This is a genomic window from Nocardioides pocheonensis (genome assembly GCF_003725535.1).
In the GTDB taxonomy this organism is placed as follows: Bacteria; Actinomycetota; Actinomycetes; order Propionibacteriales; family Nocardioidaceae; genus Marmoricola; species Marmoricola pocheonensis.
On the sequence record NZ_RJSF01000047.1, the window covers coordinates 177,933 to 201,598 of the forward strand.

The 23,666-nt window shown below is 65.8% G+C and carries 23 protein-coding genes; 10 read left to right on the forward strand and 13 right to left on the reverse strand.

Annotated features, from left to right (window positions below):
• Window positions 1-7: 7 nt before the first annotated feature.
• Window positions 8-262 (forward strand): IS3 family transposase, encoded by a 255-nt coding sequence (locus EFL26_RS21540; RefSeq protein WP_123224974.1) that lies wholly within the window; start codon window positions 8-10, stop codon window positions 260-262.
• A 631-nt stretch (window positions 263-893) separates the two neighbouring features.
• Here EFL26_RS21540 and EFL26_RS21545 read toward each other — a convergent pair.
• The 3 genes from EFL26_RS21545 to EFL26_RS25040 all read right to left on the reverse strand — a co-directional run bounded on the left by EFL26_RS21545 (window position 894) and on the right by EFL26_RS25040 (window position 3,273).
• Window positions 894-1,739, reverse strand: a complete 846-nt coding sequence (locus tag EFL26_RS21545; protein ID WP_246000321.1) for an enoyl-CoA hydratase/isomerase family protein — start codon at window positions 1,737-1,739, stop codon at window positions 894-896.
• 552 nt (window positions 1,740-2,291) lie between these two features.
• The gene (locus EFL26_RS21550; RefSeq protein WP_183408316.1) at window positions 2,292-2,909 is read right to left on the reverse strand and encodes a TetR/AcrR family transcriptional regulator; all 618 of its coding nucleotides are present in this window, start codon (window positions 2,907-2,909) and stop codon (window positions 2,292-2,294) included.
• Window positions 2,902-3,273 (reverse strand): Rieske (2Fe-2S) protein, encoded by a 372-nt coding sequence (locus tag EFL26_RS25040; RefSeq protein WP_123224977.1) that lies wholly within the window; start codon window positions 3,271-3,273, stop codon window positions 2,902-2,904. The genes EFL26_RS21550 and EFL26_RS25040 overlap by 8 nt, the downstream gene beginning before the upstream one ends.
• 250 nt (window positions 3,274-3,523) lie before the next feature.
• On the opposite strand from EFL26_RS25040, the gene EFL26_RS21560 reads away from it, so the two are divergent.
• The gene (locus EFL26_RS21560) at window positions 3,524-4,210 is read left to right on the forward strand and encodes a TetR/AcrR family transcriptional regulator (RefSeq protein ID WP_123224978.1); all 687 of its coding nucleotides are present in this window, start codon (window positions 3,524-3,526) and stop codon (window positions 4,208-4,210) included.
• 296 nt (window positions 4,211-4,506) lie between these two features.
• Here the strand turns inward: EFL26_RS21560 and EFL26_RS21565 are convergent, their stop codons facing one another.
• The 5 genes from EFL26_RS21565 to EFL26_RS21585 form a co-directional block, all read right to left on the reverse strand.
• Window positions 4,507-5,565 (reverse strand): LLM class flavin-dependent oxidoreductase, encoded by a 1,059-nt coding sequence (locus tag EFL26_RS21565; RefSeq protein ID WP_123225142.1) that lies wholly within the window; start codon window positions 5,563-5,565, stop codon window positions 4,507-4,509.
• 99 nt (window positions 5,566-5,664) lie between these two features.
• On the reverse strand, window positions 5,665-6,495 hold the full coding sequence (locus EFL26_RS21570) for an alpha/beta fold hydrolase (RefSeq protein ID WP_183408317.1): 831 nt from the start codon (window positions 6,493-6,495) through the stop codon (window positions 5,665-5,667).
• Complete coding sequence (locus EFL26_RS21575) at window positions 6,492-7,400, reverse strand: alpha/beta hydrolase (protein ID WP_123224980.1); 909 nt, start codon at window positions 7,398-7,400, stop codon at window positions 6,492-6,494. The genes EFL26_RS21570 and EFL26_RS21575 overlap by 4 nt, the downstream gene beginning before the upstream one ends.
• Window positions 7,393-7,878 carry a DUF6841 family protein gene (locus EFL26_RS21580; RefSeq protein WP_123224981.1) on the reverse strand — a complete coding sequence of 162 codons (486 nt, stop codon included), beginning with the start codon at window positions 7,876-7,878 and terminating at the stop codon, window positions 7,393-7,395. The genes EFL26_RS21575 and EFL26_RS21580 overlap by 8 nt, the downstream gene beginning before the upstream one ends.
• A gap of 24 nt (window positions 7,879-7,902) precedes the next feature.
• Window positions 7,903-8,691 carry an enoyl-CoA hydratase/isomerase family protein gene (locus tag EFL26_RS21585; protein ID WP_123224982.1) on the reverse strand — a complete coding sequence of 263 codons (789 nt, stop codon included), beginning with the start codon at window positions 8,689-8,691 and terminating at the stop codon, window positions 7,903-7,905.
• A 327-nt stretch (window positions 8,692-9,018) separates the two neighbouring features.
• Between EFL26_RS21585 and EFL26_RS21590 the strand changes: the two genes are divergently transcribed.
• From EFL26_RS21590 to EFL26_RS21610, 5 genes are all read left to right on the forward strand, one after another.
• Entirely contained in the window at window positions 9,019-10,575 is a 1,557-nt protein-coding gene (locus EFL26_RS21590; protein WP_123224983.1) for an AMP-binding protein, read from the forward strand.
• Entirely contained in the window at window positions 10,569-11,831 is a 1,263-nt protein-coding gene (locus EFL26_RS21595; RefSeq protein WP_123224984.1) for an MCE family protein, read from the forward strand. The genes EFL26_RS21590 and EFL26_RS21595 overlap by 7 nt, the downstream gene beginning before the upstream one ends.
• Window positions 11,832-12,264: 433 nt before the next feature.
• Window positions 12,265-13,068 (forward strand): maleylpyruvate isomerase family mycothiol-dependent enzyme, encoded by an 804-nt coding sequence (locus EFL26_RS21600; RefSeq protein ID WP_183408318.1) that lies wholly within the window; start codon window positions 12,265-12,267, stop codon window positions 13,066-13,068.
• A gap of 212 nt (window positions 13,069-13,280) precedes the next feature.
• Window positions 13,281-15,299 carry an NADPH-dependent 2,4-dienoyl-CoA reductase gene (locus tag EFL26_RS21605; RefSeq protein WP_123224986.1) on the forward strand — a complete coding sequence of 673 codons (2,019 nt, stop codon included), beginning with the start codon at window positions 13,281-13,283 and terminating at the stop codon, window positions 15,297-15,299.
• 185 nt (window positions 15,300-15,484) lie between these two features.
• Window positions 15,485-16,057: a PadR family transcriptional regulator gene (locus EFL26_RS21610; protein ID WP_123225143.1), complete on the forward strand. Its 573-nt coding sequence runs from the start codon at window positions 15,485-15,487 to the stop codon at window positions 16,055-16,057.
• Between the two features lie 405 nt (window positions 16,058-16,462).
• Here EFL26_RS21610 and EFL26_RS21615 read toward each other — a convergent pair whose 3' ends face one another.
• The gene (locus EFL26_RS21615; protein ID WP_123224987.1) at window positions 16,463-17,344 is read right to left on the reverse strand and encodes a short-chain dehydrogenase/reductase; all 882 of its coding nucleotides are present in this window, start codon (window positions 17,342-17,344) and stop codon (window positions 16,463-16,465) included.
• 77 nt (window positions 17,345-17,421) lie between these two features.
• Between EFL26_RS21615 and EFL26_RS21620 the strand changes: the two genes are divergently transcribed.
• Both EFL26_RS21620 and EFL26_RS21625 read left to right on the forward strand, forming a co-directional pair.
• Complete coding sequence (locus EFL26_RS21620; RefSeq protein WP_123224988.1) at window positions 17,422-18,432, forward strand: NADP-dependent oxidoreductase; 1,011 nt, start codon at window positions 17,422-17,424, stop codon at window positions 18,430-18,432.
• Window positions 18,429-19,271: an alpha/beta fold hydrolase gene (locus EFL26_RS21625; RefSeq protein WP_123224989.1), complete on the forward strand. Its 843-nt coding sequence runs from the start codon at window positions 18,429-18,431 to the stop codon at window positions 19,269-19,271. Before EFL26_RS21620 ends, EFL26_RS21625 begins: the two co-directional genes overlap by 4 nt.
• 451 nt (window positions 19,272-19,722) lie before the next feature.
• On the opposite strand, the gene EFL26_RS21630 is transcribed toward EFL26_RS21625, so the two are convergent.
• From EFL26_RS21630 to EFL26_RS21640, 3 genes are read right to left on the reverse strand one after another with little or no spacing between them, the layout of a single operon-like run.
• Window positions 19,723-20,304: a nuclear transport factor 2 family protein gene (locus EFL26_RS21630; RefSeq protein WP_123224990.1), complete on the reverse strand. Its 582-nt coding sequence runs from the start codon at window positions 20,302-20,304 to the stop codon at window positions 19,723-19,725.
• Window positions 20,305-20,361: 57 nt separating this feature from the next.
• Window positions 20,362-20,829: a MaoC family dehydratase gene (locus EFL26_RS21635; RefSeq protein WP_123224991.1), complete on the reverse strand. Its 468-nt coding sequence runs from the start codon at window positions 20,827-20,829 to the stop codon at window positions 20,362-20,364.
• Between the two features lie 20 nt (window positions 20,830-20,849).
• Window positions 20,850-21,434, reverse strand: coding sequence for a MaoC family dehydratase (locus EFL26_RS21640; RefSeq protein WP_183408319.1), 585 nt, complete (start codon window positions 21,432-21,434; stop codon window positions 20,850-20,852).
• A 62-nt stretch (window positions 21,435-21,496) separates the two neighbouring features.
• Between EFL26_RS21640 and EFL26_RS21645 the strand changes: the two genes are divergently transcribed.
• Window positions 21,497-22,165 (forward strand): TetR/AcrR family transcriptional regulator, encoded by a 669-nt coding sequence (locus EFL26_RS21645; protein WP_123224993.1) that lies wholly within the window; start codon window positions 21,497-21,499, stop codon window positions 22,163-22,165.
• Between the two features lie 434 nt (window positions 22,166-22,599).
• On the opposite strand, the gene EFL26_RS21650 is transcribed toward EFL26_RS21645, so the two are convergent.
• Complete coding sequence (locus EFL26_RS21650; protein ID WP_123224994.1) at window positions 22,600-23,574, reverse strand: enoyl-CoA hydratase/isomerase family protein; 975 nt, start codon at window positions 23,572-23,574, stop codon at window positions 22,600-22,602.
• Window positions 23,575-23,666 lie beyond the last annotated feature (92 nt).

Below are 23,666 nucleotides of genomic sequence, written 5' to 3' on the forward strand. Positions count from 1 at the left end.
CAACGCGATGGCCGAAGCGCTCAACTCGCTGTTCAAGGCCGAATGCATCCGCAACCCGGCCATGCGCCCCAGAGGCGGTTGGAAGTCAGTGACCGACGTCGAGATCGCCGTCGCCGAATACGTCGACTGGTTCAACCACCGCCGCCTTCACGGCGAGATTGGCCTCATCCCACCCGCCGAGTTCGAGGCCAACCACTGGGCCAGCATCAGGCCCGAGCACTACCCTCAAACACCCGTCCCGACCGGGGCTGGTTCCAAGTAACCGAGCCTCCACGAAACCCGGGGCGATTCACTCGGCCAAACCGTCGAGTAAGCGGCGCATCGGTAGATCGGCGGCGAGTCGTTCTCTATCCCCTCTGCGGTGCGTTGGTGGGCGGCGTCGCGTTGTACGCCTCAGGACGCAGCAGCTTCCTTCCACTGCCACTGGTGGTTTTGCCGCCCAAGTTGATAGGTACCGCGCTTCTCACGCTGCCAATGCTCGCCACCGGACGATTGCGGGTCCCACGCTCTTGCCTTGGGTTCGTAGTGGTTCCGGGCGTCACCGAGGTAGCGGCCTTCTTCCTGTATGCATGGGGCGCACGCTCCGATATCGCCATAGCCGCCGTGCCCTCTTCGACGTTCGGCGCGTTGCAGGAGTCCTCGGGTTCCTGGTACTGGGTGAGCGGATGACCCATTGGCAACTCACCGGCGTTGTCGCGATACCTGCAGGAGTCGCAACGTTGTCGGTATTCGCATGACCACCGGACCGGAGATCGTCAGGTCACCGTAAAGGTCCCCGACGATCCAACTCCCCGCAGTACGCGCCAGCTCTCGCGATACTGGATCCGCCGGGCGATTAGACCTGAAGGTCTGGTTCGGACGCGCTCGATGACGCAATCGTCAACATGTCCGGCTCACCTGACGTGCGAACGCGCGCCAGTGGCGCCACTGAGTTCGACCTCGACCCCTCCGGCGGCCAGGGCAGCAAACCGGTGGAACTGTGCAATTCGCTCTGCAGCCCGCTGGTCGTCGAAGGTGCGCTCGACCGCCCCCTGCAGGAGCGACTTCGTTGCGCTCACCGCGTCGTGCGGATGAGCAGTCAGAGCGGAGACCATCTCACCGACTGCGCTGTCCAAGTCTGCGCGCGGCACAACCTTGTTGACCACGCCACTGGCCAGCGCTTCTTCGGCCTCGACGAATCTCGCGCTGGCCGTCCACTCCAGCGCTCGCGAGTATCCGACCGCGTCGACGAGGTGCTTGGTACCGGTCAGGTCAGGGACCAGACCGAGGGCAGCTTCGCGCATGCAGAACTTCGCGTCGTCGCTAGCGACCCGCACGTCACACGCCAGCGCGAACTGAAAGCCTGCTCCCATGCAATGACCCTGCACCGCCGCGACGCTGATGAAACGTGGGTCCCGAAGCCACACGAACCCCTCCTGGTACGCCGCGACCAGGCGGTCGAACTCAACCTGTGATGCCTCGAATAGAGCGGACAACGGAGCGTCGTCTCCGACCGCATCGCCGGCGACCAGCCGCAGGTCGATGCCAGCGCAGAATGCCTCGCCGGCGCCCCGCACCACAACCGCCCGGACGTCTTCATCGATCGACTTGCCTACGGCGGCCAAGGTCGTCCAAGTGCTAGGCCGCATCGCGTTGCGCACTTCGGGTCGGTTCAAGGTGACCTCGACGACCGGCCCGGTCTGCACGCACGTCACACCGTGTTCGTCGAGAAGCATCTTTGGGGTCACTACCTGGTTCATGTCGTTCTCCGATCTTCATTGAAGTTCTGCGCGTAGCGGACGAATTCCGACCAATCGCCGGCCCACAGCTCCGCATCGGACCAACTGTCGGGCGGCGCCATGCCGTCGATCGTCCAAGCCTCCCGACCCAAGACCTCGACGTGAGCTTCTGCTCGCGGCGTCGGTCAAGCACGAAGGGCTCAAGTGATCTCGCGGACCACATCCAGCGAGATCTGCAGGCCCTGATGCAGGGCAATCCTCATGCGGACTGCACCTTTGTCAGCGGCTCGAGCGGCGCGCCCGACGGCGCTCTAGGCGAAACGGTTGCGCGGCTCGCCGCCCACGATGAAGAACTCCGGGTTGGCTTCGTGGAAGAAGACCGTGGTGTAGAACCGCGGCTTGACGACGTTGTCCGAGCAGACGTTCGGGACTCGCTTGCCAACCTCACGATTGTCCCCCGCGCGCCAGGCGCCTCAGGGATGAAACTGTGCCGAAGCGGCACCCGATACGTTGCGCCGGACTCAGCGCCACAAGATGCCATCAGCGGTGTCTTCACGGCTTTGCCACGCACCCTCATGGGCGAGCAGCCGAGCTCGGACGCAACAACACTTCCGCAAGCGCATAAGCTTCGACATCGGTCACATGACGACCCGACATGAGCGCCGCCAAGCCCTGCAACTTGCCTTGAATAGCAAGTAGCGCGCGGCCCCGCAGCGCATTGTTTCCTTCAGTGGCGCCTTCCGCAATGTCCGGAGGCCCGGCAAAGCACTCGAGAATCCAACGACGAACGGCCCCTAGCTCCGGTCCGGACGAACACACCACATCGGCGACCGCAAGCAACCGGAGGAGGTCCGGCTCGGTGGTGCAGAAGTCGACGAATCGGTGCCCGAGGGTGCCGAGCCTCTCGACCTCGGTGCCGCCGTCGACGGGCGCGGCGAGCAGGTCACGCAAGTCCTCCAGACCATCGACCAGGATGGCCGCGAGAAGAGCATCCTTGTTGGCAAAATGGCGGTATGGCGCGGCTGCCGAGACGCCCGCCGCCGTGGCGGCGGCGCGAAGACTGACAGCGTCGAGACCCTCCGATCGGATCAGCTCTCGGCCCACCTTGACCAAGGTTTCGCGCAACGAACCGTGCTGGGAACGACGACGCGGGGAGGCGGCCGAACGCCGCCGGGAGTCGACCTCACGCACGCCGACGACCTCCCCCAACGTCAGCCTCGAGGAAGAGCCGGCCGCGACGCAGCACCACGCGACGGCGTCGCAACGGCAGCACCCACGTCAAGGACTTCAACAACGGTTCCAGGCCTGGGACCTTCGAATAGAAGCCTCGAGGACCGCGCGTCATACGGCCGGAGTCGACGTCGTACGCCGCGCGGTGCCAAGGACAGACCAGGCATCCGTCCTCGTCCACAGTCCCGTCTGCGAGGTCAGCCCCCAGGTGGCGACATCGACGGCTCACCGCAAAGTACTTCCCGCGTCCATGTCCGACAGCGAACCCGTCAACTTCGCGGACGGTGCCCGCAGGGGGGTCCGCGGCCGCGCCGATCTCCGTCATGTCATTCCTCCGCCCAGGACCACCGCGAATGGAGGAATCCGAAGGGACTTCTTATCCAGGTTGCCGATGTCATTGCCCTCAGTCAGGCCACCATCGATGTCTTCGACTTCGAAGCTTCGCCTCGCTTCTGCCGTGGCGAATCCTTATCTGGACGAGACGATGGAAAGAATAACGAAGTTACACTACCTCGGTCAAGCACTCACGGACCTGCTAGACGTGCTCCGTGACACCAAGTGGAAGCATGGGAACCATGTCCGAAGGACCGACGTCGAACGGCGTCCCGGAACGCCTAGTGGAAGCCACAATCAAACTGCTGGCGGAACATGGCCCCTCCGCCATCAAGGTGCGCACAGTGGCGTCCGAGGCCGGTATGTCGACAATGGTCGTGTACAGCCACTTCGGCGGGATTCCGGAGTTGATCCGCGCGGTTGTCGATCGTGGGTTCTTCGAGATGGAGAAGGCGTTCGCCGACGTGCCGAACACTGACGACCCAATATTCGACCTCTTCATGTTGGCGCTGACGAGCCGGGAAATTGCCCGTGCGAATCCCCACCTCTACGACCTGATGTTCGGGCTTTCGACCCGCTCGACATATCGCCCCACCCCCGACAAGGACGTCCGCAGGAGCGGTCACTCCCCAGCCTTCCAGGCCGCCTACGCGCACCTGGCGGACGCGTGCTCGCGGCTCGTAGCGTCCGGCCGAGTCGAGGCGCAAGATTCCCAGGTGGTCGCCGCCTCGTTGTGGAGCTACGTGCACGGTTACATCACGCTCGAACTCGGCGACCATTTCTCGAGGTTCGACGACCCGCCAGCACGGATCATGCTTCCGATGGGGGTGACATTCTCGGTCGGCCTGGGCGACGAGCCGGAGCGGGCGCGAGCCTCCCACGAGGCTGCGCTCGAGCTCAGCCGGCGAGGTCGCAGCGTAAGGGCATGAGCTGGTCGTTCAGCTCGACGGAGGCGATCTCCGACTAACCGCTCGGCGGCCAATCGGCCGAGAAGCAGTTCGCCGAGAGCGGGGCACGAGCACGGAGGGCTGTTGTAGCCCAACGACAGCACCGACGTGTCTGCGACCAGCGCAAACCTGTCGTCAGCCCTTCGCTCATGAGCACCGCACGGCGACGCTGCGGCTCACGATCGCTGAAACATGCGGTCGTGAGCGAAAGCAGTTCGCTACGTAACAACTCGAGAGTCCCTGGGCTCTATGAGGACCTCAGTCCGTGCACGGAGCGGTCAGTTTTCGGCATCGCCCACGGCTGCCGCGAAACGCTCCAGCTCCCGAGGGATGTCGCCGGCAGGCTGGTAAAGAACCTCCGTGGCGCCCTGGGTGGCAAGGGCACGCACCTTGTCCAGGACTGACTCGGCGGTACCGGTCAGCGTGACGTGTTCGAGGATCGTGTGAGCGCCCGCGTCCCAGGCCGCCCCATCCGCGTCGTTCATCGCGATGAGATGACCGGCATGGACTGCGAGGTGACGTTCGCGGTCCGGCACGCCCCTGATGCTGTCGAGCCACTGGGGCCCGCCAGGCAGAGCACGGACGGCGACGTCGCCTCCAAACTCAAAGGAGAGGTGGAAGGTCTGCGCGAGAGCGGGACCGGCCGCAGTTCGAAGGCGGTCCGAGTCCAGCGGTTCACCGTCATCGAGCACGGACCCGAACACCAGGACTGAGACGTTCTCGAACCGTTCTGCTCCTGCGGGCACGCCGCCCACCGCAAGCAGGTTGTCCGTCAGGGACCGGGCCACCTCGACACCTTTCGGACCGATCGCGCTGATGTACACCGGGATCGTCGGCGGTGCCGACGGTCCGGAGCCCGCAGGGTGCATCATGCGCAGGCATCCGCCTTCCCACTCGACCGTCTCACCGCGGAGCAGCGCCTGGAACGTCGTGATGTAACGGCCCATGTAGGACCAAGGAATCGGTTTTGGCTGCCCCATTGCCAGACGACCCGTGTAACCGGTGCCGAATCCCACCGCAACCCGGCCGGGCGCTAACCGTTCGAGTGCCGCGGTTGCGCTGGCGTTGACCATCGGGTGCCGCAAGGTCGGGACGAGAACACCCGGTCCGAGTCCGATCGAGCTCGTGCGCTCTGCTGCCAGGGCGAGGCACATCCACACGTCGGGGCTCTGTTGCGGGGTGTCGTAGAGCCAAGCCCGCTCGTATCCCAGCTGTTCGGCAATGCGCACGTGTTCTGGAGTCTCGAGCGAGGTTGCGAACGCAGCGGAGATGCGCGGACGTGTCCGGTCAGGGCGTAGCGTGGATTGCCCGGACTGTGCGCTGGTGCGGTTCGTCATCATGGATTCCGTTCTCTCAACCACGTTGGGCGCTTTACGACAGGTGACTCGGCCGACTCGTGGCGCTCACAGCTAGTCGTGGAAAGCGCGGAGCGATGCTCAGCGATCGAGCGTTGCGAGGAAGTCCCGCAGGAGTGCCGAGACCGGTTCGGGGGCTTCGAGCGGAGCAAGGTGGGCGACACCAGCAAGCGTTTCGAGTCGTGCGCCGTGGATCCCTGCCGCGAGCTGTGTCGAGTGGTCGATCGGCAGTGCGGCGTCCTCCGCGCCGGCGATGACCAGAGCAGGCGCCGTGATCTTGGGGAGGGCGTCAACGATGTCAGTGCGGTCGACTAGCACCGAGCGCATCGCTATAGCCAGGCCCTTGGCATCCATGGTGTTCACGGTGTTGGCCACGTCGGCAACGAGCTCGGGGCATACACGTCGCGATTGCATACTGAGCATCCCGGACGCGATCAGCTTGCCCGGGCTCCGCAGCAGGCCCGTCCGGAGCAGGTGCGCCGCCAGCCGGTCCCGCAGCTGCAGCATCGCCGGGGCGCGGCGGGCACTCGAGTTGGACAGAACCAGACCCATGACTCGGTCAGGTTCGGCGAGCGCGACTCGCAGCGCCACGAACCCGCCCCAGGACAACCCGAGCAAGGCCGCGCGATCCACGGCTGCAATGTCGAGCACGTCGACGGCAGCCCGGGCACAATCCTCCATGGTGAAGGGCCGCGACGCCGGAGGACTTTGCCCCGCCCCCGGCGGGTCGACCAGCAGCGTCCTCCACCCTAGGTCGTGCAGCACGGCGAGCTGGCTTCCCCAGCTGGTTGCGCCATCGCTGAACAGGCTCGGCCACAGCAACGCCACAGCGCCGTCGGCGGGGCCGCCGTCCTGGACACTGAGCGACCCAAGGCTGGTCGGCACCTCGACATGCGAGGCGTACGACGTCACAGGTGACGCTCCAGCCACGTGAGCGCGTCCTGGCTGCCCTGCTCGTATCCCTCGAAGTAGATCCCGTAGTGGCTGATCCCGGGGATCACCTCGTAGTCGACCTCGACTGCTCCCCCGCTCCGCAGGATCTGCGCTGCGCGCTCGCCGTTCTCGGCCGCGGGGAAGAACTCCTCCTCGGCAGCATCCCGAATCAGCGTGGGGACACGAAGTCGCTCGACCTGTGCGAGCGGGCTGAAGTGCGCGAGCGTCCCGAGGTGGGGGGTTCCGGCCAGGTTGGGCCATGCGTCGACACCCTGCGGGACCGGAGCGGCGTCACCGCGCGCCATCGCGATCGCCCGTTGGCGCGCGTAGTCCGCGATCGGTCCGCCCAGAGGAGCGATCGCCGGGACCTGCACGACCAACGCCCTCACCCTGTCGTCGTGTGCGGCGTGGTAGACGGCGATGCCGCCGCCGAAACTGGTGCCCCACAGCCCGATCCGGGTCCGATCGACGTTTGGCTCTCCCTCGATGTAGTCGATCGCCGAGCGCAGGTTCGAGGCCCACTCGAACGGGTCCACGAGATCTCGAATGTACCGAACGCGGGCGAGGGCCTCGTTCGCGTCGTCGGGCGCAGGCGAAGCGCCGACGAGCTCCAGCGGGGAGCCCGATCCGAACCAGCTGCTCTGGGTGAACGTCATGGTGATCATGCCCGCCGAGGCGAACAGCGCCGCATAGCGTTCCGCCGTCAGCTTGCTACCTCCCCACCCATGACAGAGCACGACGGCTGGCAGAACGGCCTCGGGCGCGACCGTCGTGGGGCGGTACACGTCGGCATCGAGCGCGACTCCACGACTGTTCCAGACCGTCCCCTTGTGGCGATCTACGCCCTCCGGCATCACCAGGGCCGGGTAGACCGGCTCAGACATCCTCGCCACCAGACACGCCACGTGGCCAGACGTCGTCGAGGTTGTCCTTGTCGGTGCCCGCAGCCTGTACGCCGACGACCCGCCACCCTTGGTCGGACTTCGCGACCTCGAAGTGCGTGGCCCATCGCTGGATCTCGACGTCGTCCGCGCTGCGTCGTGACCAGATCACCTCGATGGCGGCGCCCACCGAGCTGTAGACGAACACGCGGCGATCCGGCACCACGGTGTGGCTGTAGCCCGACTCGCGCAGCGGCGCGTAGTTGAACTCGAGGAATGCCAGCACGCTCTGGTCGTCCAGGCACCAGAACGACTGCTCCAGACCGGTGACGTGCATCGGTGTGCCCCAGTACTGGTGGATGAACTCGGGCGGCTCGGCACCCTGGGCCGCGGCGACCCAGCGAGGGAGGTAGTCCTCGAAGAACCACGCGCTCACTTCTGCGCGGGTTGCCGCGATGGGGTCCTCGGTCGTGATGGTCATGTTGGTCGGGTCCTTTCTGATGGCTCAGCGGCCGCTGAACTGGAGTTCGGTGCGACGCAAGCCGGCTGCGTCTGCCTGGACCGCTGACGCGACGCCGTGCCTCGCGTCGTCCGTGCGCAGGAGGGCTCGGGCCAGTTCAGGGATGAGCTCGTCGGCAGCGGCGACGCCGCCGCTGGCCCACGCGGCGAGGAGAGCCTTGTGGGTCGCGTGGGCGCGCGTGGCGCCCCGTGCGAGCCGCGCGGCCCATTGCCCGGTGACGGCTTCGAGCTCACCATCAGGCACGACCTCGGCGACGACACCGGCCGCCATCGCGTCCGCGGCAGAGATCTTCTCCGACGTCAGGGCCCATCGCGCGGCGCGGCCCCGACCGGCGCGTTCGGCGACGCGCTGAACTCCGCCGAGCAGTGTGAACATGCCGATTGCTCCCTCCGTGTGGCAGAACCGGGCAGACTCGGCTGCGATGATCAGATCGGCCCGAAGCGCGATCTCGAAGCCGCCGCCGAAGCAGTTGCCCTGCACCGAAGCGATGACGGGCACGGGCAGTTGCTCGAGGGCGTTGCTCACCTGGAGTCCCACTCCGAAGAGCTCGACCATGGCGTCGGGTTCCACCATGTCCCACGTGGCGATCTCGCCCCCGTAGGAGAAATCCTCGCCTTCTGCGCGGAGAACGACGACGCGGATGCTCTCGTCGCCCTTGACTTGCTCGACCGCCGCAGCGCACCCGAGCATCAGCTCGGTGTTGAGCCGGTTCTGCGGCGGGTTGGCGAGCGTGAAGGTCGCGACCCCTTCATGCACCGATGCGTGGAACGCCATGCTGTGCCCTTCTCGGACCGGGGCGGCGACTGCCGCCGCATCAGGTTCAAGTAAAGGAACAGGTGGGTTCCTTTGTCAAGGATCACCACAGAATCGGCTGCAATGCCATGGTGCTGGCCGCGGCTTGAACCGCTCGATGCCCGCCACGCCGGGGCCCGAGGTAACTGCTCGCTGATCGGCAGTCACCACGCGCACGCCGCGATCATCGACCAAGCAGTCCACCTATTCCTGAGGACGCGGCGGCCTCTCGCCAACCGAAGTCGTTCGACCCTTGACAAAGGAACCATGACGTTCCTTTAATTGCGTTCCCGACGATGAGGAAGACCGATGTTGTCGTTTGAGCCACTCACACCGCTTTCCTTCCTCGATCGAGCCGCGCAAGCACACGGAGGACGCATCGCCGTGGTCGACGGCGATCGCAGCTACACGTACGCCGAGCTCCGAGATCGGTGCCAGCGTCTTGCGGGCTCTTTGGCGCAGCTCGCTCACGGCGAGCCGGTCGCAGTACTGGCGCCGAACACCCGTCTCGCGCTCGAGGTGCATTTCGCCGTGCCATGGGCGGGGTCCCCTCTGGTGATGATCAACACCCGCCTGGCCGCACCGGAGATCGGCTACATCCTCGAGCACAGCGGTGCGGTCGTCCTGGTGGTCGACCGGTCACTGCTGGATCTGGCGACGCAAGCGCTCGAGACAATGACCACTCCGCCGCTCGTCGTGATCGACGACGCGGGCGATCCTGAGGGATACGAGAGTCTGGTCGCGAGCGGCACTCCGACGGCAGTCCTCCCCCAGGACGAGCTCACGCTCCTGTCCCTGAACTACACCTCCGGGACGACCGGCAAGCCCAAGGGCGTGATGTACCACCACCGTGGCGCGTACCTCCAGGCGCTGGCGATGCTGGGACACACGAAGATGGATACGACGTCAGCGTACCTGTGGACCCTCCCCCTCTTCCATTGCAACGGCTGGTGCTTCCCGTGGGCGGTCACAGCTGCTGCTGCGACGCATGTGTGCCTGCCGAAGGTCGAGCCTGACGTCATCTGGAACCTGATTGGTGCCCACGGAGTCACGCACATGTCAGGCGCGCCCGCCGTCCTGAGCAGCATGCTGGAATCGCCGCAGGCGCTGAGCAAACGCGATGCCGGACCGATCCAGTTCCTCACAGGAGGGGCAGCACCAAGCCCAGCGCTCCTCGGCGCCGCTGAGAACGTGCACATCGAGGTGATGCAAGCGTATGGGCTCACGGAGACCCACGGGCCCGCGGTCGTCTGCGTGCCAGGTCCCGGCTGGCAAGCGCTCGACGCCGCAGACCGCGCAAGCTTGCAGGCACGCCAGGGAGTGCCCAGCTACCTCGGTGTCAGACTCCGTGTGCTTGACGACGATTACGCCGACGTGCCGGCCGATGGGATGAGCACCGGAGAGGTCTGCTTGCGCGGCAACACGATGATGCTCGGGTACCTCAACGACGACGATGCGACCGCGGCAGCGGCCCCCGACGGGTGGTTCCGCACCGGCGATCTCGCCGTGATGCACCCCGACGGGTACGTCGAGATGAAGGACCGGAAGAAGGACGTCATCATCTCCGGCGGCGAGAACATCACCTCGATCGAGGTGGAGCAAGCGCTCGCGACCCACCCCGCCGTCCAGGAAGTGGCGGTCGTCGGCGTACCGGACGGCCGCTGGGGCGAAGTACCGGTCGCGCACGTCGTGCTGAGAGTCGGTCACGAAGCAACCGAGCACGAGCTCATCGACCACGTGCGTGAACGTCTCGCACGCTACAAGGCGCCAAAGCGAATCATCTTCGGTCCACTGCCACGCACCTCGACCGGGAAGATCCAGAAGTTCGTGCTGCGGGCCTCCCACCTCGAACAAGCTCCATGCTGACCTCGCGCACGAAGCGGCAACTGGTCGCGTTCCTCGTCCTCACCCTCGTGGGAACCACGTACGTCGGCGCACGGTACGCGCGCCTCGACCTGCTCTTCGTGGACTCCAGCTACCAGGTGACAGCCCAGCTCGCGCAGTCCGGGGGCATCTTCACCGGCGCCGAAGTCAGCTATCGCGGCGTCAAGGTAGGCAGTGTGTGCGACATGCGGCTCACTCGCACGGGAGTAGACGCGATCCTGTGCATCGACAACACCTGGGCAGACATCCCGGCCGACACCTTCGCAGAGGTCGGCAACATGTCACCGCTCGGCGAGCAGTACATCGACCTCCAGCCGCGCAGCGATGCCGGCCCACACCTCAAGGAAGGTTCGGTGATCGGCCGGCGCGACACCGCCGTCCAGGTGTCTCCGACGCAGTTCCTCACCAGCGTCGATGCGTTCGTGAGCAGTGTTCCCCAGGATTCGCTGCGCACGACGGTCTCGGAGCTGGGCACCGCGTTCCAGGGCACCGGCGACGACCTCGGCCGGTTGATCGACAACTCCAACGAGTTCATCAAGACCGCCACCGACAACCTCGACGTGACGACGGCTCTCATTCAGCAATCCAATACCGTTCTCGGCACCCAGGCCGCCAAGGGCTCGGCCCTCCGTTCGTTCGCGCGCGACCTGGCTCTGTTCAGCGACACCCTCGCCGACAATGACGAAGCGCTGCGGACCCTGATCGACAACGGATCAGCGACCGTGAGCCAACTGCATACATTCCTCGAACAGAACGGTGTCGACCTCGCAGAGCTGATCAATAACCTGGTCACCACCGGCGAGATCGCAGTCAAGAGGTTGCCTGGAATCCGCCAGCTCCTGGTCGTCTATCCGTACGTCGTAGCCCAGGGATACACCCTCGGGGTCAAGTCTCCTGAGGGTCACCAGGTGCGGCTCGGCCTGGTCCTGAGCTCCCAGCCCTCGTGCAGAAACGGATACGACCCGAAGGAATGGCGCTCACCGAGCGACGGGTCCAACAGGCCCATGGACGAGGATGCGCATTGCGCAGACCCGCCGACGAAATCCAACCCCCGCGGTGCGCAGAACGCGCCACGAGTCGCGCCGGGTTCTCTCGGCGGTCAGGATGTCGCCACCTACGACCTGGGCACGGGGCAACTGACTTGGAATGACCAGAACCGGCCGGGTACGGACCTGACGGGCAATGGCGTGTGGACCAACGGAGACCTCGAGGGCCTGCTCCTGCTGCCTTTGAGCTGATCGATCGGACGGCTCGCGCTCGCGGTCCGACGCCCGGGGACGGAGCCAGCGGCCAAATCAGATCGATCCCTCGATCGCAGAGTGGTCCTCGCCATTCGGCAACAGGAGCGCCGTGGACCCAGCGAGAACGGCGCCGAAACCCTTCGCGGACGCGAACAGCATTTGACGACGCCGACGAGTGCTGCTCGGAGAACGCAGCGACCGCCTCCTCCAGGGCAGCGGCTCGCCGTCGTCCGCCTACGAACGCCTCCCAGGGACGCCGTCGCGATGGGATCCGCAGCCTCGACGCAGTGCCTGTGCCCGTGGGACACGCATCAACGCCCTCTGCAAGAAGAAGCAGATCGAACACTCCATGCAGTGGATTGCACGGCATGCACAGTTGTACACTACGCGAAACGATCCGTTCATGCAGAGCTCCAACAAGGAGAGCCCGATGTCCTACCGCCCCCCGCCGCCAGACCTTCGCAACATCGCCACTGCACTCAAGGCGGAGCGCACCGCGATGGTGGACTTCATCCGGTCCCTCGGGGACGAGGAGTGGTCGGCACCGAGCGCTGCGGACGGATGGCGGATCGCTGACGTCGTGGGCCACATCGGCGCCACGGCGCGCAGCTTCTACACGCCGTCGGGACTCCGATCAGTCGGCGCGCCCAGCCTCGAAGCACTCAACGAGAATCCCGTGGAAGCACGCCGCACGTGGCCACGCGCCCGGGTCGTGGCCGAGTACGAACGCGCAAGCCGCCGCGCGATCACCTTGCTCAACCTCGTGCGTCGCACGCCAGCGAGGCGTTTGCGGCTATCTCTCGCGGAACTCGGCCGATTTCCCCTCGGGCTGATGATCGGGGGCGCCCTAGTCTTCGACCACCACACCCACCTGCGAGTCGACATGGCTCCAGCCCTCGGGCGCACCGCTCCGGCAACAGATGCCGACCGGATGGGAGCAGTCCTCACGTGGATGCTCGCTGTGCTGAACAACCAGGTCGCCCAGGCGCCCGTGCCCGGGCTCGACGCCCGGCTCTGCCTCACCCTGACCGGACCAGGCGGGGGCACGTGGTGGATCGACGAAAGGGGCGCCTTCGCCCCGCCGGTCGGCCCGGTCGCGGCTCAGATCACGGCACCTGCTCTGACGTTTCCCGACTGGGGGACGCAGCGCTCCGGGTGGCGGGACAGTGACGTGACGATCACCGGCGATGATGAGCTCGCATCCCGGTTCCTGGACCGGGTCAACGTCATCTAGCTCGCGCGCGCTCCCTCGACGATCGCGTCGGTCGGCGTGAGGAATTGTTGCCGCACTCCCCCACATCGCGGAAACCGGCCTGCGAGCGATCGCAGAGGCGATCGGCCTTTCCGGTCGCCCCGGGCGTTGTAACCCAAATCATTATGCAACTTGTTGCACAACTATCGGATTCTTCTTACGCTTCCGTCCACGCCCCCACCCGAGGAGAATCCATGAGCGCCTATCCGCACCTGCTGGCCCCGCTCGACCTGGGTCACGTCGTCCTGCCGAACCGCGTGATCATGGGCTCGATGCACCTCGGGCTCGAGGAGGTAGAAGGCGGGTTCGAGCGGATGGCGGCCTTCTACGCCGAGCGCGCTTGCCACGACGTCGCGATGATCGTGACGGGTGGGATCGCTCCGAATGAGCCGGGTCGCCACATCGAGCACGGTGCAGCCATGACCCGCGCTGAGGACGTCGCCAACCACCGCGTCATCACCGACGCGGTGCACGAGGCCGGCGGTCGGATCGCCATGCAGGTGCTGCACTTCGGGCGGTACGCCGGTCACGACGGCCTGGTCGCCCCGAGCGCGATCCAGGCACCCATCAACAAGCGGGCACCGCGCGCCCTGACCGCTGCGGAGGTCGAGCAGACGATCGACGACTTCGCGCGCGCCGCCGAGCTCGCGCGCCAGGCCGGGTACGACGGTGTCGAGGTGATGGGGTCCGAGGGCTACCTCATCAACACGTTCCTCGCCGCGCGCACCAACCAGCGCGACGACGCGTGGGGTGGTGACCCGGAGCGCCGCCGCCGCTTTGCCACCGAGATCGTCCGCCGCACCCGTCAGCGTGTCGGCGACGACTTCATCGTGATGTTCCGGATGTCGATGCTCGACCTCGTCCCGGGCGGGTCGAGCCTGGATGACAACCTCGTGCTCGCCAAGGAGCTCGAAGCGGCCGGCGCCTCGATCATCAACAGCGGGATCGGGTGGCACGAGTCACGCGTGCCCACCATCGCCACGTCGGTGCCGCGGGCGGCCTTCACCGAGGTGACCGCGAAGGTCAAGCAGTCGATCGGGATCCCCGTGGTGGCGAGCAACCGGATCAACGCACCCGACGTGGCAGAGCGGCTGCTGGCGGACGGCGTCAGCGACCTGGTCTCGCTGGCTCGACCGTTCCTCGCCGACCCCGAGTTCGTCACCAAGGCAGCCCACGGCAGGGCCGACCGGATCAACACCTGCATCGGCTGCAACCAGGCGTGCATCGACCACACGCTCTCGCGCCGGATCACCTCATGCCTGGTCAACCCGCTGGCCGCCAACGAGACCATCATCGAGCTCTCACCGGTCCGTACACGCAAGCACGTCGCGATCGTCGGCGCCGGCCCGGCCGGCATGGCCTGCGCCCTCGCCACTGCCCGCCGCGGCCACCGCGTCGAGCTGCTCGACGGTGCCGAGACGCTCGGTGGGCAGTTCGACCTGGCGCGACGCATCCCCGGCAAGGAGGAGTTCGCACACACGCTGCGCTACTTCACGACCGAGCTCGCCGAGAACGACGTGGAGGTCGCGCTGGGTCGACACGTGTCGGCGCAGGAGCTGGCGGCCGCGGCGTACGACGAGATTGTCATCGCCACCGGCGTCCGACCGCGGGTGCCCGAGGTCGAAGGGATCGACCATCCGTCCGTCGTCGGCTACCTCGATGTCCTGAACGGGGCCGACGTGGGCGACCGGGTCGCCATCATGGGTGCTGGCGGCATCGGCTTCGACATCGCCGAGTTCATCACCCAGGACCACCCCTCCCACAGCCTCGACGTCGAGGCGTTCAGCGCACACTGGGGCTTCGACCCCCACGGCGAGGGCGACGGCGGCCTGGTCGAGCCCCGACAGGCCCGCAGCAGGCGCGAGGTCTACCTCCTGCAGCGCAAACCGTCGAAGGTCGGCGCCGGGCTCGGCGTCACCACGGGCTGGATCCACCGCGCCGAGCTGGCTGCCCGTGGCGTCGTGATGATCCCGGACGTCCGCTACGTGCGCGTCGACGACGAAGGCCTCCATGTCGAGATCTCCGGTGCGCCCAGCGTGCTTGCGGTCGACACCGTGGTGCTGTGCACCGGCCAGGAGTCACGTCGCGACCTGCACGACCAGCTCACCGCGATGGGGGTTTCCTCTCACGTGATCGGCGGGGCCGCGGTGGCTGCCGAGCTGGACGCCAAGCGTGCGATCAAGCAAGGCGTCGAGCTGGCAGCGAGCCTGTAAGGGAGGGTCCTGCGAGGAGGGCCCTGCGAGGGAGGGCCCTGCGAGGGAGGGCCCGGCGGTCCGGTCCCGGCCGCTCTCCAAGCCGGCCCGCCGGCCGCCGGGCCGCGGGCGTGGTGTTCGCCGCTGTGGGCAGGCGGCACACGTAGGCTACGGGCCGTGCTTGCGACCGAGTGGAGGTGAACCTGGTGTCCCTGCGCCACGCGATTCTCACCGCGTTGCTCGAGGTGCCCTCGACCGGCTTGTCGCTGACGCGGCGCTTCGATCGCTCTATCGGCTACTTCTGGCAGGCGACCCACCAGCAGGTCTACCGCGAGACCGCCAAGCTCGAAGCCGAAGCCCTGATTCGGGCCGTTCCGCAGGCGACGCCGGCCCGCGGGAATCCGAAGACCTACGAGGTGACCGACGAGGGGCGTGCCGAACTGATCCGGTGGGTGGGCGACTCTGAACCGCCGAAGCCGGGTCGCGACGCTCTCCTGGTCCGCCTTCGTGCCGCCAGTGTCGTGGGACCCGGACCCTTGGTCGACCAGATGCGGGAGCACCACGAGTTCCACTCTGCGCGACACGCCGAGTACCTGGCCGTGGCTGCCCGCGACTTCGCCGACCGGGAACTCGACGACGTCGCCCGTATGCAATACCTCATCCTCCAAGCCGGGATCGGGCTGGAGGAGTTCTGGACGGCGTGGCTGCAGGACGCGATCACGGAGCTGTCCCAAGGCGCCGGATCCCGCAAGGCTGCCGGCGCTGCAACCGCGGGGTAGGACCCGGCCGATGTGCGCAGGTGAGCTCCACGGTCGCCATCTCGACCGTGGCGTCTTTCTGGACACGAGAGTTCACTGGTTTCGCTACTTCGCCGACGGGCTCTCGTGGTGACTGCCGCCATCCAGGCGCGGACGCACCAGGAGCGATTGGGTCACACCTTCTACCGAACGATTTGCTGAGAAACATCCTCACGCGAGGCGTTTGCAGATCAGCGCGAGGACAAAGACAAAGTTCCCGACACGACCGCCTGTAGAACGAGCGATTCCCGCATCGCGCCGCCGGGTCGTGGTGGTGAGGCTGCCTGCGGCCGGGTGAAGACTGCTGGCCAGGCGCACCCCACCCAGGACGAGTGCTGTCAGCCAATTTTCCACACCAGCCGCGGCCGAGTGAGTGTTACGACGGTACTAGTCGCAGTACCCCGTGGACGGCGGCACAGCCTGCTCATTGCGACCCGCGGCCGCGACCTCGCGTTCGAGGCGCGGCACCCACTTCCCCGCAAACCGCCGCGCCCACTGCCAGGCCGCAGGAGAGCTGATCGCCGCCTTGCCCCAGCTCGCTGCGCCGACGACGCGCGGGACGTAGACCCGGGCACGCTGATTCACCAGGCCGTCGACGATCGCCGCCGCCGCCTTGTCCACGCTCGTCGTCACGTTTCCCGGATAGGGCAGTTCTCTGCGCATGCGGACGAAAGACGGGATGTCCCGCTCAATGCTCGTCACAAGATCGGTCTCGACCCACGACGGGTGCACCAGCCCAACCGTGATACCGAGGTGCGCCACCTCCTGCCGGTACGCCAGCGCCAGCATCTCGACGCCCGCCTTGCTCGCGCCGTAAGACGCCATCGACGGCAGCGCCAAAAACGACAACGCCGAGGCCACCACCATCGCGTGACCACGGCTGCGCTCCAGGTGGGGAGTTGCGTGCTTAAGAGTCCGGAAGGTGCCGTTCAGGTTCACGTCGACCACCCTCTCGAACGCCGCGTCATCGGCCTGGCGCACCGTTCCGTAGGCCACTACTCCCGCATTCGCGACAAGGAGGTCGATGCCGCCCATGGCTCCCGCGCTCTCGTCGAGAGCATGCTTGACGGCATCGGAGTCGCGCACGTCAGCGAGATGCCACGAAGCCGTCGCGCCGAGCTCGTCAGCCAACAGCCGGAGCCGATCAGGCTCGAGCCCGACCAGCGCCACCCGGGCACCGCGCGCGGCGGCCGTTCGCGCCACGTGTTCACCGATGCCTCGTGCCGCCCCTGTCACCACGAGCCTGCGGCCGACCAGATCCGTCCCCATATGGACTCCTTGCCTCACCACTATAACGAGGTTATCGTAGTGAGGTCGTCAACCCCGAGGGAAGCAGGCCAGCCGCCGTGAAGGCATTCGTCGTCAACAAGTACGGCCCTGGCGGCCTGCGCGCCACCGAAGTGCCAGAGCCGCAGGTCCGCGCGCGCGACGTCTTGGTGAGGGTCAGCGCAACCAGCGTCAACCCGCTGGACAAGATGGTCCGCAACGGTGAGCTCAAGCTCCTCCTGAAGTACAAGCGCCCCTTCGTGCTCGGCCACGATGTCGCCGGGATCGTGACCGAGGTCGGCGCCGACGTCCGCGAGTTCAAGGTGGGCGACGAGGTGTACGCCCGCCCTCGCGACCTGCGCATCGGCACGTTCGCGGAATACATCGCAATCGACCAGGACGATCTCGCCCTCAAGCCGAAGTCGTTGACCCTTCAGCAGGCCGCCGCAGTTCCGCTGGTCGCCCTCGCTGCGTGGCAGGCGCTGGTCGACGTCGCCCAGGTCGAGCCCGGCCAGAAGGTGTTGATCCACGCCGGCGCTGGCGGCCTGGGCTCGACCGTGGTCCAACTCGCGAAGCACCTCGGAGCGTATGTCGCCACGACAGTGAACAGCTACGACGTAGACCGAGCACGCGAGCTCGGCGCCGACGAGGTCCTCGACTACACCAAGTCCGACTTCGCCGACTTGCCGTCGGACTTTGACGTCGTCCTGGACTCCCTGGGCGGATCCAACCTAGAGAAGTCTCTGAAGATTCTCAGGCCCGGCGGCCTGGCGGTCAGCGTCGTAGGTCCCCCCGATCCCACGTTCGCCGACCAGGTCGGCCAGCCGCTCCTGCGCCCTGTCATGGCCGTTCTGAGCCGCAAGGTGCGCAAGCAGGCACGAAAGCTCGGCGTGCGCTACTCCTTCTTCTTCACGAGGGCCAGCGGCTCGCAGCTGCGCGACCTCGCCGCCCTCTACGACGCCGGCCACCTCCGACCAGTCGTCGACGAGCACACATTTCAATTCGACCAGGCAGTCGAAGCCTTGGCGTACGTCGAGCACGGCAAGGCCCGCGGCAAAGTTGTCATCACGATGGACCAGGAGTCCCGATGAGCGAGACCAGAACCGTGCTGGATGCCCGTACATCCCCGACGCGGATCATCAACATCAAGGGAACGAATTTCGCCTACCGCGAGTTCGGGCCGAGCACCGGCGTACCCGTCGTCTTCCTGCACCACTTCACGGCGGTGCTCGATGACTGGGACCCCCGCGTGATCGACGGGATCGCGACGGAGCGACGCGTGATCACCTTCGACAATCGCGGCGTGGGAGGATCCGGCGGACGCACGCCCACAACGGTCGCAGCGATGGCCGACGATGCCATCGCCTTCATCCGCGCGCTCGGGCTCGAGCAGGTCGACCTCATGGGCTTCTCCCTCGGCGGATTCGTCGCGCAAGTGATCGTGACCAAGGAGCCCCAGCTCGTTCGGAGGATGGTGCTTGCGGGCACCGGGCCCGCCGGGGACATCGGCAAGGTCAGCGCGAGGCTGCTCGGCGATTTCCTGCACGGCATTCTCACTTCCACCGACCCGAAGCGCTACCTCTTCTTCACGCGAACGTCCAACGGCAAGGCTGCAGCGCTCGCCTATCTGGACCGACTGACCGAGCGGACCGAAGGTCGCGTCAAGAAGACCTCAGCACTGGGCGTAGCTGCGCAGATCGTCGCGATTCGTCGATGGGCAGCCCAGGACCCGATGGAGCTAGAGACGATCGAGCACCTGGTGCTCGTCGCGAACGGCGAGGACGACCGCATGGTTACCACTCGGAGCTCGTTCGAACTGGCACATCGCCTGCGCAACGCCTCACTCCGGATCTACCCGGACGCCGGGCATGGAGGCGTCTTCCAGTATCACGAGCGGTATGTGCCCGAAGTCCTAGCATTCCTGAGCTGATCAGCGGCTTCGAACGCGGCTTGGAAGAGCGGGGCGAGCGCTCATCGCATTCGGGCAGCGCAGCCAACCGGTTCTGTCTGATTCAAACCCGGCGGCAGGGTCGCAGAGTTGCAGAGCATTGGCGAGGCACCACGCATGGATCCGTGCGCTAAGCGCACCGTCGAGGCGCTGATGAAGGTTGCGGAGAAGGTCTGCCGAGATGCGGCACTCTATCCGGCGTCTGGCCCACGCGAGACGTCAAGCGTCGTCGGTTCGGCCACTTCGACACCTACTTCGGCGAGCCGTTCGAGCGCGCGGTCCGCGACCAAAGCCGAGTTCCTCCTCCGCCACCCTCATATGGGCGTGACCGCGGGTGTCGTGACGGTCCTTCCGGAAGCTGAGGAAGACCGACCGGTCTACCCTGCCGGTCTACCTGGATGTGGTTCTTGTTGACGGCCGTCTAAGTCGCAACTCACGTGTCGGCCTGGGTTCTGAGATTGCGGCTGCGTGGGTCGACGCGCTTAGAGATGCGCCGCGACGGGGGGCCTAGCCCCGAGCGCCACCAACGTCGCCAGGCGCGAGGCCGGCCAGCGACGCTAGCCAGCAAGTCCAATGGATCGAAGTATGTGACGCGGCCCTTGACGAGGCCGTCCTCGAACCAGAACCTGTCGCAGGTTTTCCAGGTCATTCGGCGCCCTCCAAGGGTGCCGCTCAGACGCGCCTCGATGTACACGCCGCCGTCATAGATGTTGGCGTGCAGGACCTGACCACGCAGGTCCGGGACAAGTGCGTACACCCGGGCGAAAAGGGCGAGAAGGCTGGCACGGCCCACGACGTCGGGGGTTCGCGGTTGGACGCCCGTGTACTCCGGATGGATGAACTCAACAAGGCGGGCTAATGCGGCGTAGTGGCCGGCGCCCAAGGCTTGAGTGAAAAGTTCGATCCAATGGGCGGCACTGTCCACACGTGGCACGACCGAACGCTCGTCAGAACGGTCGTCAGCAGGCGGTGAAGTCATGGTGGACTCCTCGAGCTGGATGGAGGCTCTGGTCATGAACGGAGCAAGCCGCACGGGTCATATTGCATTCGGCGGGGCAGGTTCTTGCGACGCCTACTGCTGGTCGGCCGGTCGGCGTGGCAACTGCAAGTGAATCTCGTTCACGCTGATCGTGTCGCCGTGCTGGTCGGTCGCGATCGCGCGGATGACCGCGAAATCCTTGCCGTCGCCGATCGGGTGAGTGTCGCGTACTTCGCCGCGCACAGTGACGGTGGAGCCGACCGGAACGGGCTTTGTAAACGTGCTCTCAACTGCAGTTATGCGCGCCGACGCTCCGAAGGCGCGCAACACGAGCGAGGCGGCGTAGGACATGCTCATCATGCCGTGGGCGACGGTCTCCGGAAATCCGAACACCTGGGCGCGCGCGGCCCACTGAGGGTCCATGTGGACCGGATTGAGGTCCAGGCTCGCCATGCCGTAGGCGTCGACGCACTCTTGGGTGACGTCATAAACAAGCTCAGAGAGTTCGTCACCGGTCTTGAGGTCATCGAGAAAGGGGGCTCGTGGACTGCCGAGAATCATGGCTGTGCGCTCCTGATGAGTTAGGGACGTGTGTCGTTGAGTGCGGTGGCGAAGGCGCGTGCTTCATCGTGGTTAGCGGGCAGTATTAGGGTTGCCCAGGACTCGGCCTTGACGGCGCCGCGCTGGTCAGACATCACGACGTGCGCGCTCAAGTAGTGCTTACCGCGGCGGATGTAGCGGTCGGTATTTTCCACGGTCAGCGACAACCGGTCCCCGATTTTGATCGGCTCGCGAATCACGACCCGTTGAAAGGGATTTCGCGCGCCCGGGGTGCGGGTCCATGACAATGGCGTGCCGGGCGCCGCCAGCCAGAATCCAATCGAAGTGGTGAACAGGGGGTGCACCACAACCGTGCCACCAGGAGCGTGTACTCGCGCGTACTCGGGGTCGACTAGGAGCGGGTCGGTTTCGCCAAGAGCCAGGTTGTAGGCCAAGACATCTTCTTCTTCGACGATGAACTCGCCGGGCAGCCTCACGGCTTCACGCATCGGCGCGCGGTCCCAGGTGACGTGGTCGCGCCAAGTTGCGACGAAGTCTCGGGCGTATTCGCGTTGTTTCGTCGTGCGGGCCAACGCCGTCAATCGTTCTGCGTTCGACGCGGACACTGCCATACTTCTCCGCTCGGATAAGTTCTCCATGCGGAGGAATTTATGGTTAGGTATGGCGCATGTCAAGCAATCGCGAAGACAGCGGTGAGAACCCGGTGGGCATACACCACCCGGGCCTGACCCGGCGTGGGCAGGACCGCAGGAGGGCACTGATCGAGGCGACGTTGCGCATCATCGTGCGCGAGGGTCCGGCGGCTGTCACCCATCGATCGGTGGCCGCCGAAGCTGGTGCCACGCACGGCTCGGTGGCCTACTACTTCGGCGGTCGTGATGAGTTGCTCCACCAGGCACTCGAATGCGTGGCAGACCAGAACGTGAGGTGGTTGCAGCAGGGCGAGCTCAGCGACACCGATCCCACTCGCGACATCGACAACGTCGCCGCTCGGCTGGCCGCGATGGTTGATCAGCAGCTGATCCGCGATCGCGCGATGGGATATTCGGTTCTGGAGTTGCATCTGGCAGCGGGCCGAGACCCCAAGCTGCGCCCGTTGATTCGCGCGTGGGGCAAAGCCTATGTCGCCAGCGCCACACCCGTCCTTGAAGCGATCGGCTCGACGGACTATGTGCGCGACACCCGCATGCTCGCTGCTCTGATCAATGGCATGGTTCTCGAACAACTGGCTTCACCGCGTCCCAGATTTCGGCCCGACGTACTTGAGCCCGCGCTACGACAGGCGCTGACGGCGATCGCATCAGCTGCGACGGCCGGGCAACTACGAGCACCGTGACCATGCGATTTCGGGCAGGTGGCATGGCTGGCACTTCTCCGTGGCGCGGAGATCGACATTGGTGACCTGCTGCCACTAAGACACGGACACGACACGACCACTTCGCGGAGCGGCCCCTCGAGGTCCGAGTCCGCGATGAACTCAGCGACTTGAAGTCCGGTGAGCACCAGATAGGGCCTCATGCGCCCAACGATGCGATGGAACCGAGCTGGATTTGGACTTTCCGAGACGGTGGGCAAAGTTGTCGATCGTCCCCGAAGACACGTCGGCCTGGGCTCGCGCACTATTGCCGTATTGCGATTGGTGCCGCCAAACAGTCAACCCGCCGAAGCAAATCGCTCGACCTACGGCGCGGCCGCCGGTACGTGCCGGCCCCAAGCCGTGACTCGTCACGTCGATGCGCAGTGGGCCTTCGATGATGGGAAATCGGCGGTTCAGTCCGTCTTTGTGGTGACGACTGCGGCGTCTCCATTTTGCAGGGCTGCGGCATACCCACCCGGCTGGTACACCAGCAGTTCGCCGACGCTGGCAGTATCGCGCACATAGTGCGACATGATCGACTGGGCCTGTCGCTCCGGTAGCAAGGCGAGGAACTCGGCGCGCTCGAGATGCAGGCCTTCCGCCATTGACAAGGACCCACCTACGTTGACCGCCCGTTTGATGGCAGCGATCGCCTTCGGTGGCCGCGCTGCCAGATACTTGCCGCGCTCGATCGCCCGGGCAATGAGCTGGTCGGACGGGACGATTTCGTCGATCGCCCCAATCGCCAATGCGTCTTCAGCGGAGAAGGGTCGACCCTCCAACATGGCCACCAAGGCACGATGTGAGCCGATAAGTCGGGGAAGGCGCTGGGTGCCGCCGGCGCCGGGCCCAAACCCGAGCAGAACCTCCAAGTGCCCGATGACGTAGTCTCCTTCAGCCATCAGCCGCAAGTCAGACGCCCACGAAATCTCAGCCCCCAAACCGAGGGCGGAGCCGTTAATGGCCGCCACGAAAACTGTTGAGCTCGTCGTCATCCGAACAAACGTCTCATGTATCTGATCCAGTTGGATTGCCCCATTCAATGGCGTCTTTCTCGCCACCCACCGCGTGAACCTTGTTCGGCGGGCATGGTGAGCGACCCTGGCCACCAAACTCGTGATACGGCGGCTCAACGGAGGAATGCCGGAACCATCCTTTTGTAGCCAGTCAAGGTCTGCGTGGCTGATGAATCGGTGCGGATGAGACCCAGTGAGCACAACCACCCGTACCTCAGGATCACGGTCGGCGTGCTCGATGAGATCAACCAGTTCGGGGGCAGCCTCACGCACAAAAAGTCCCAGGTCGTTACCCACGAAACGAGCCAAGACCACACCGCTGCCGAGATCTTGAATATCGATGTGCTGCCCGCGGCGATCCTTCCAAGACACCGGCGTCTCCTCATTCTTGTTTGGCGGCGTGTCGCCGGGCTAGCAGGCTCGTGGAGGCGGTCCCGCACGAAGGTTCATAACTTCGTTACACA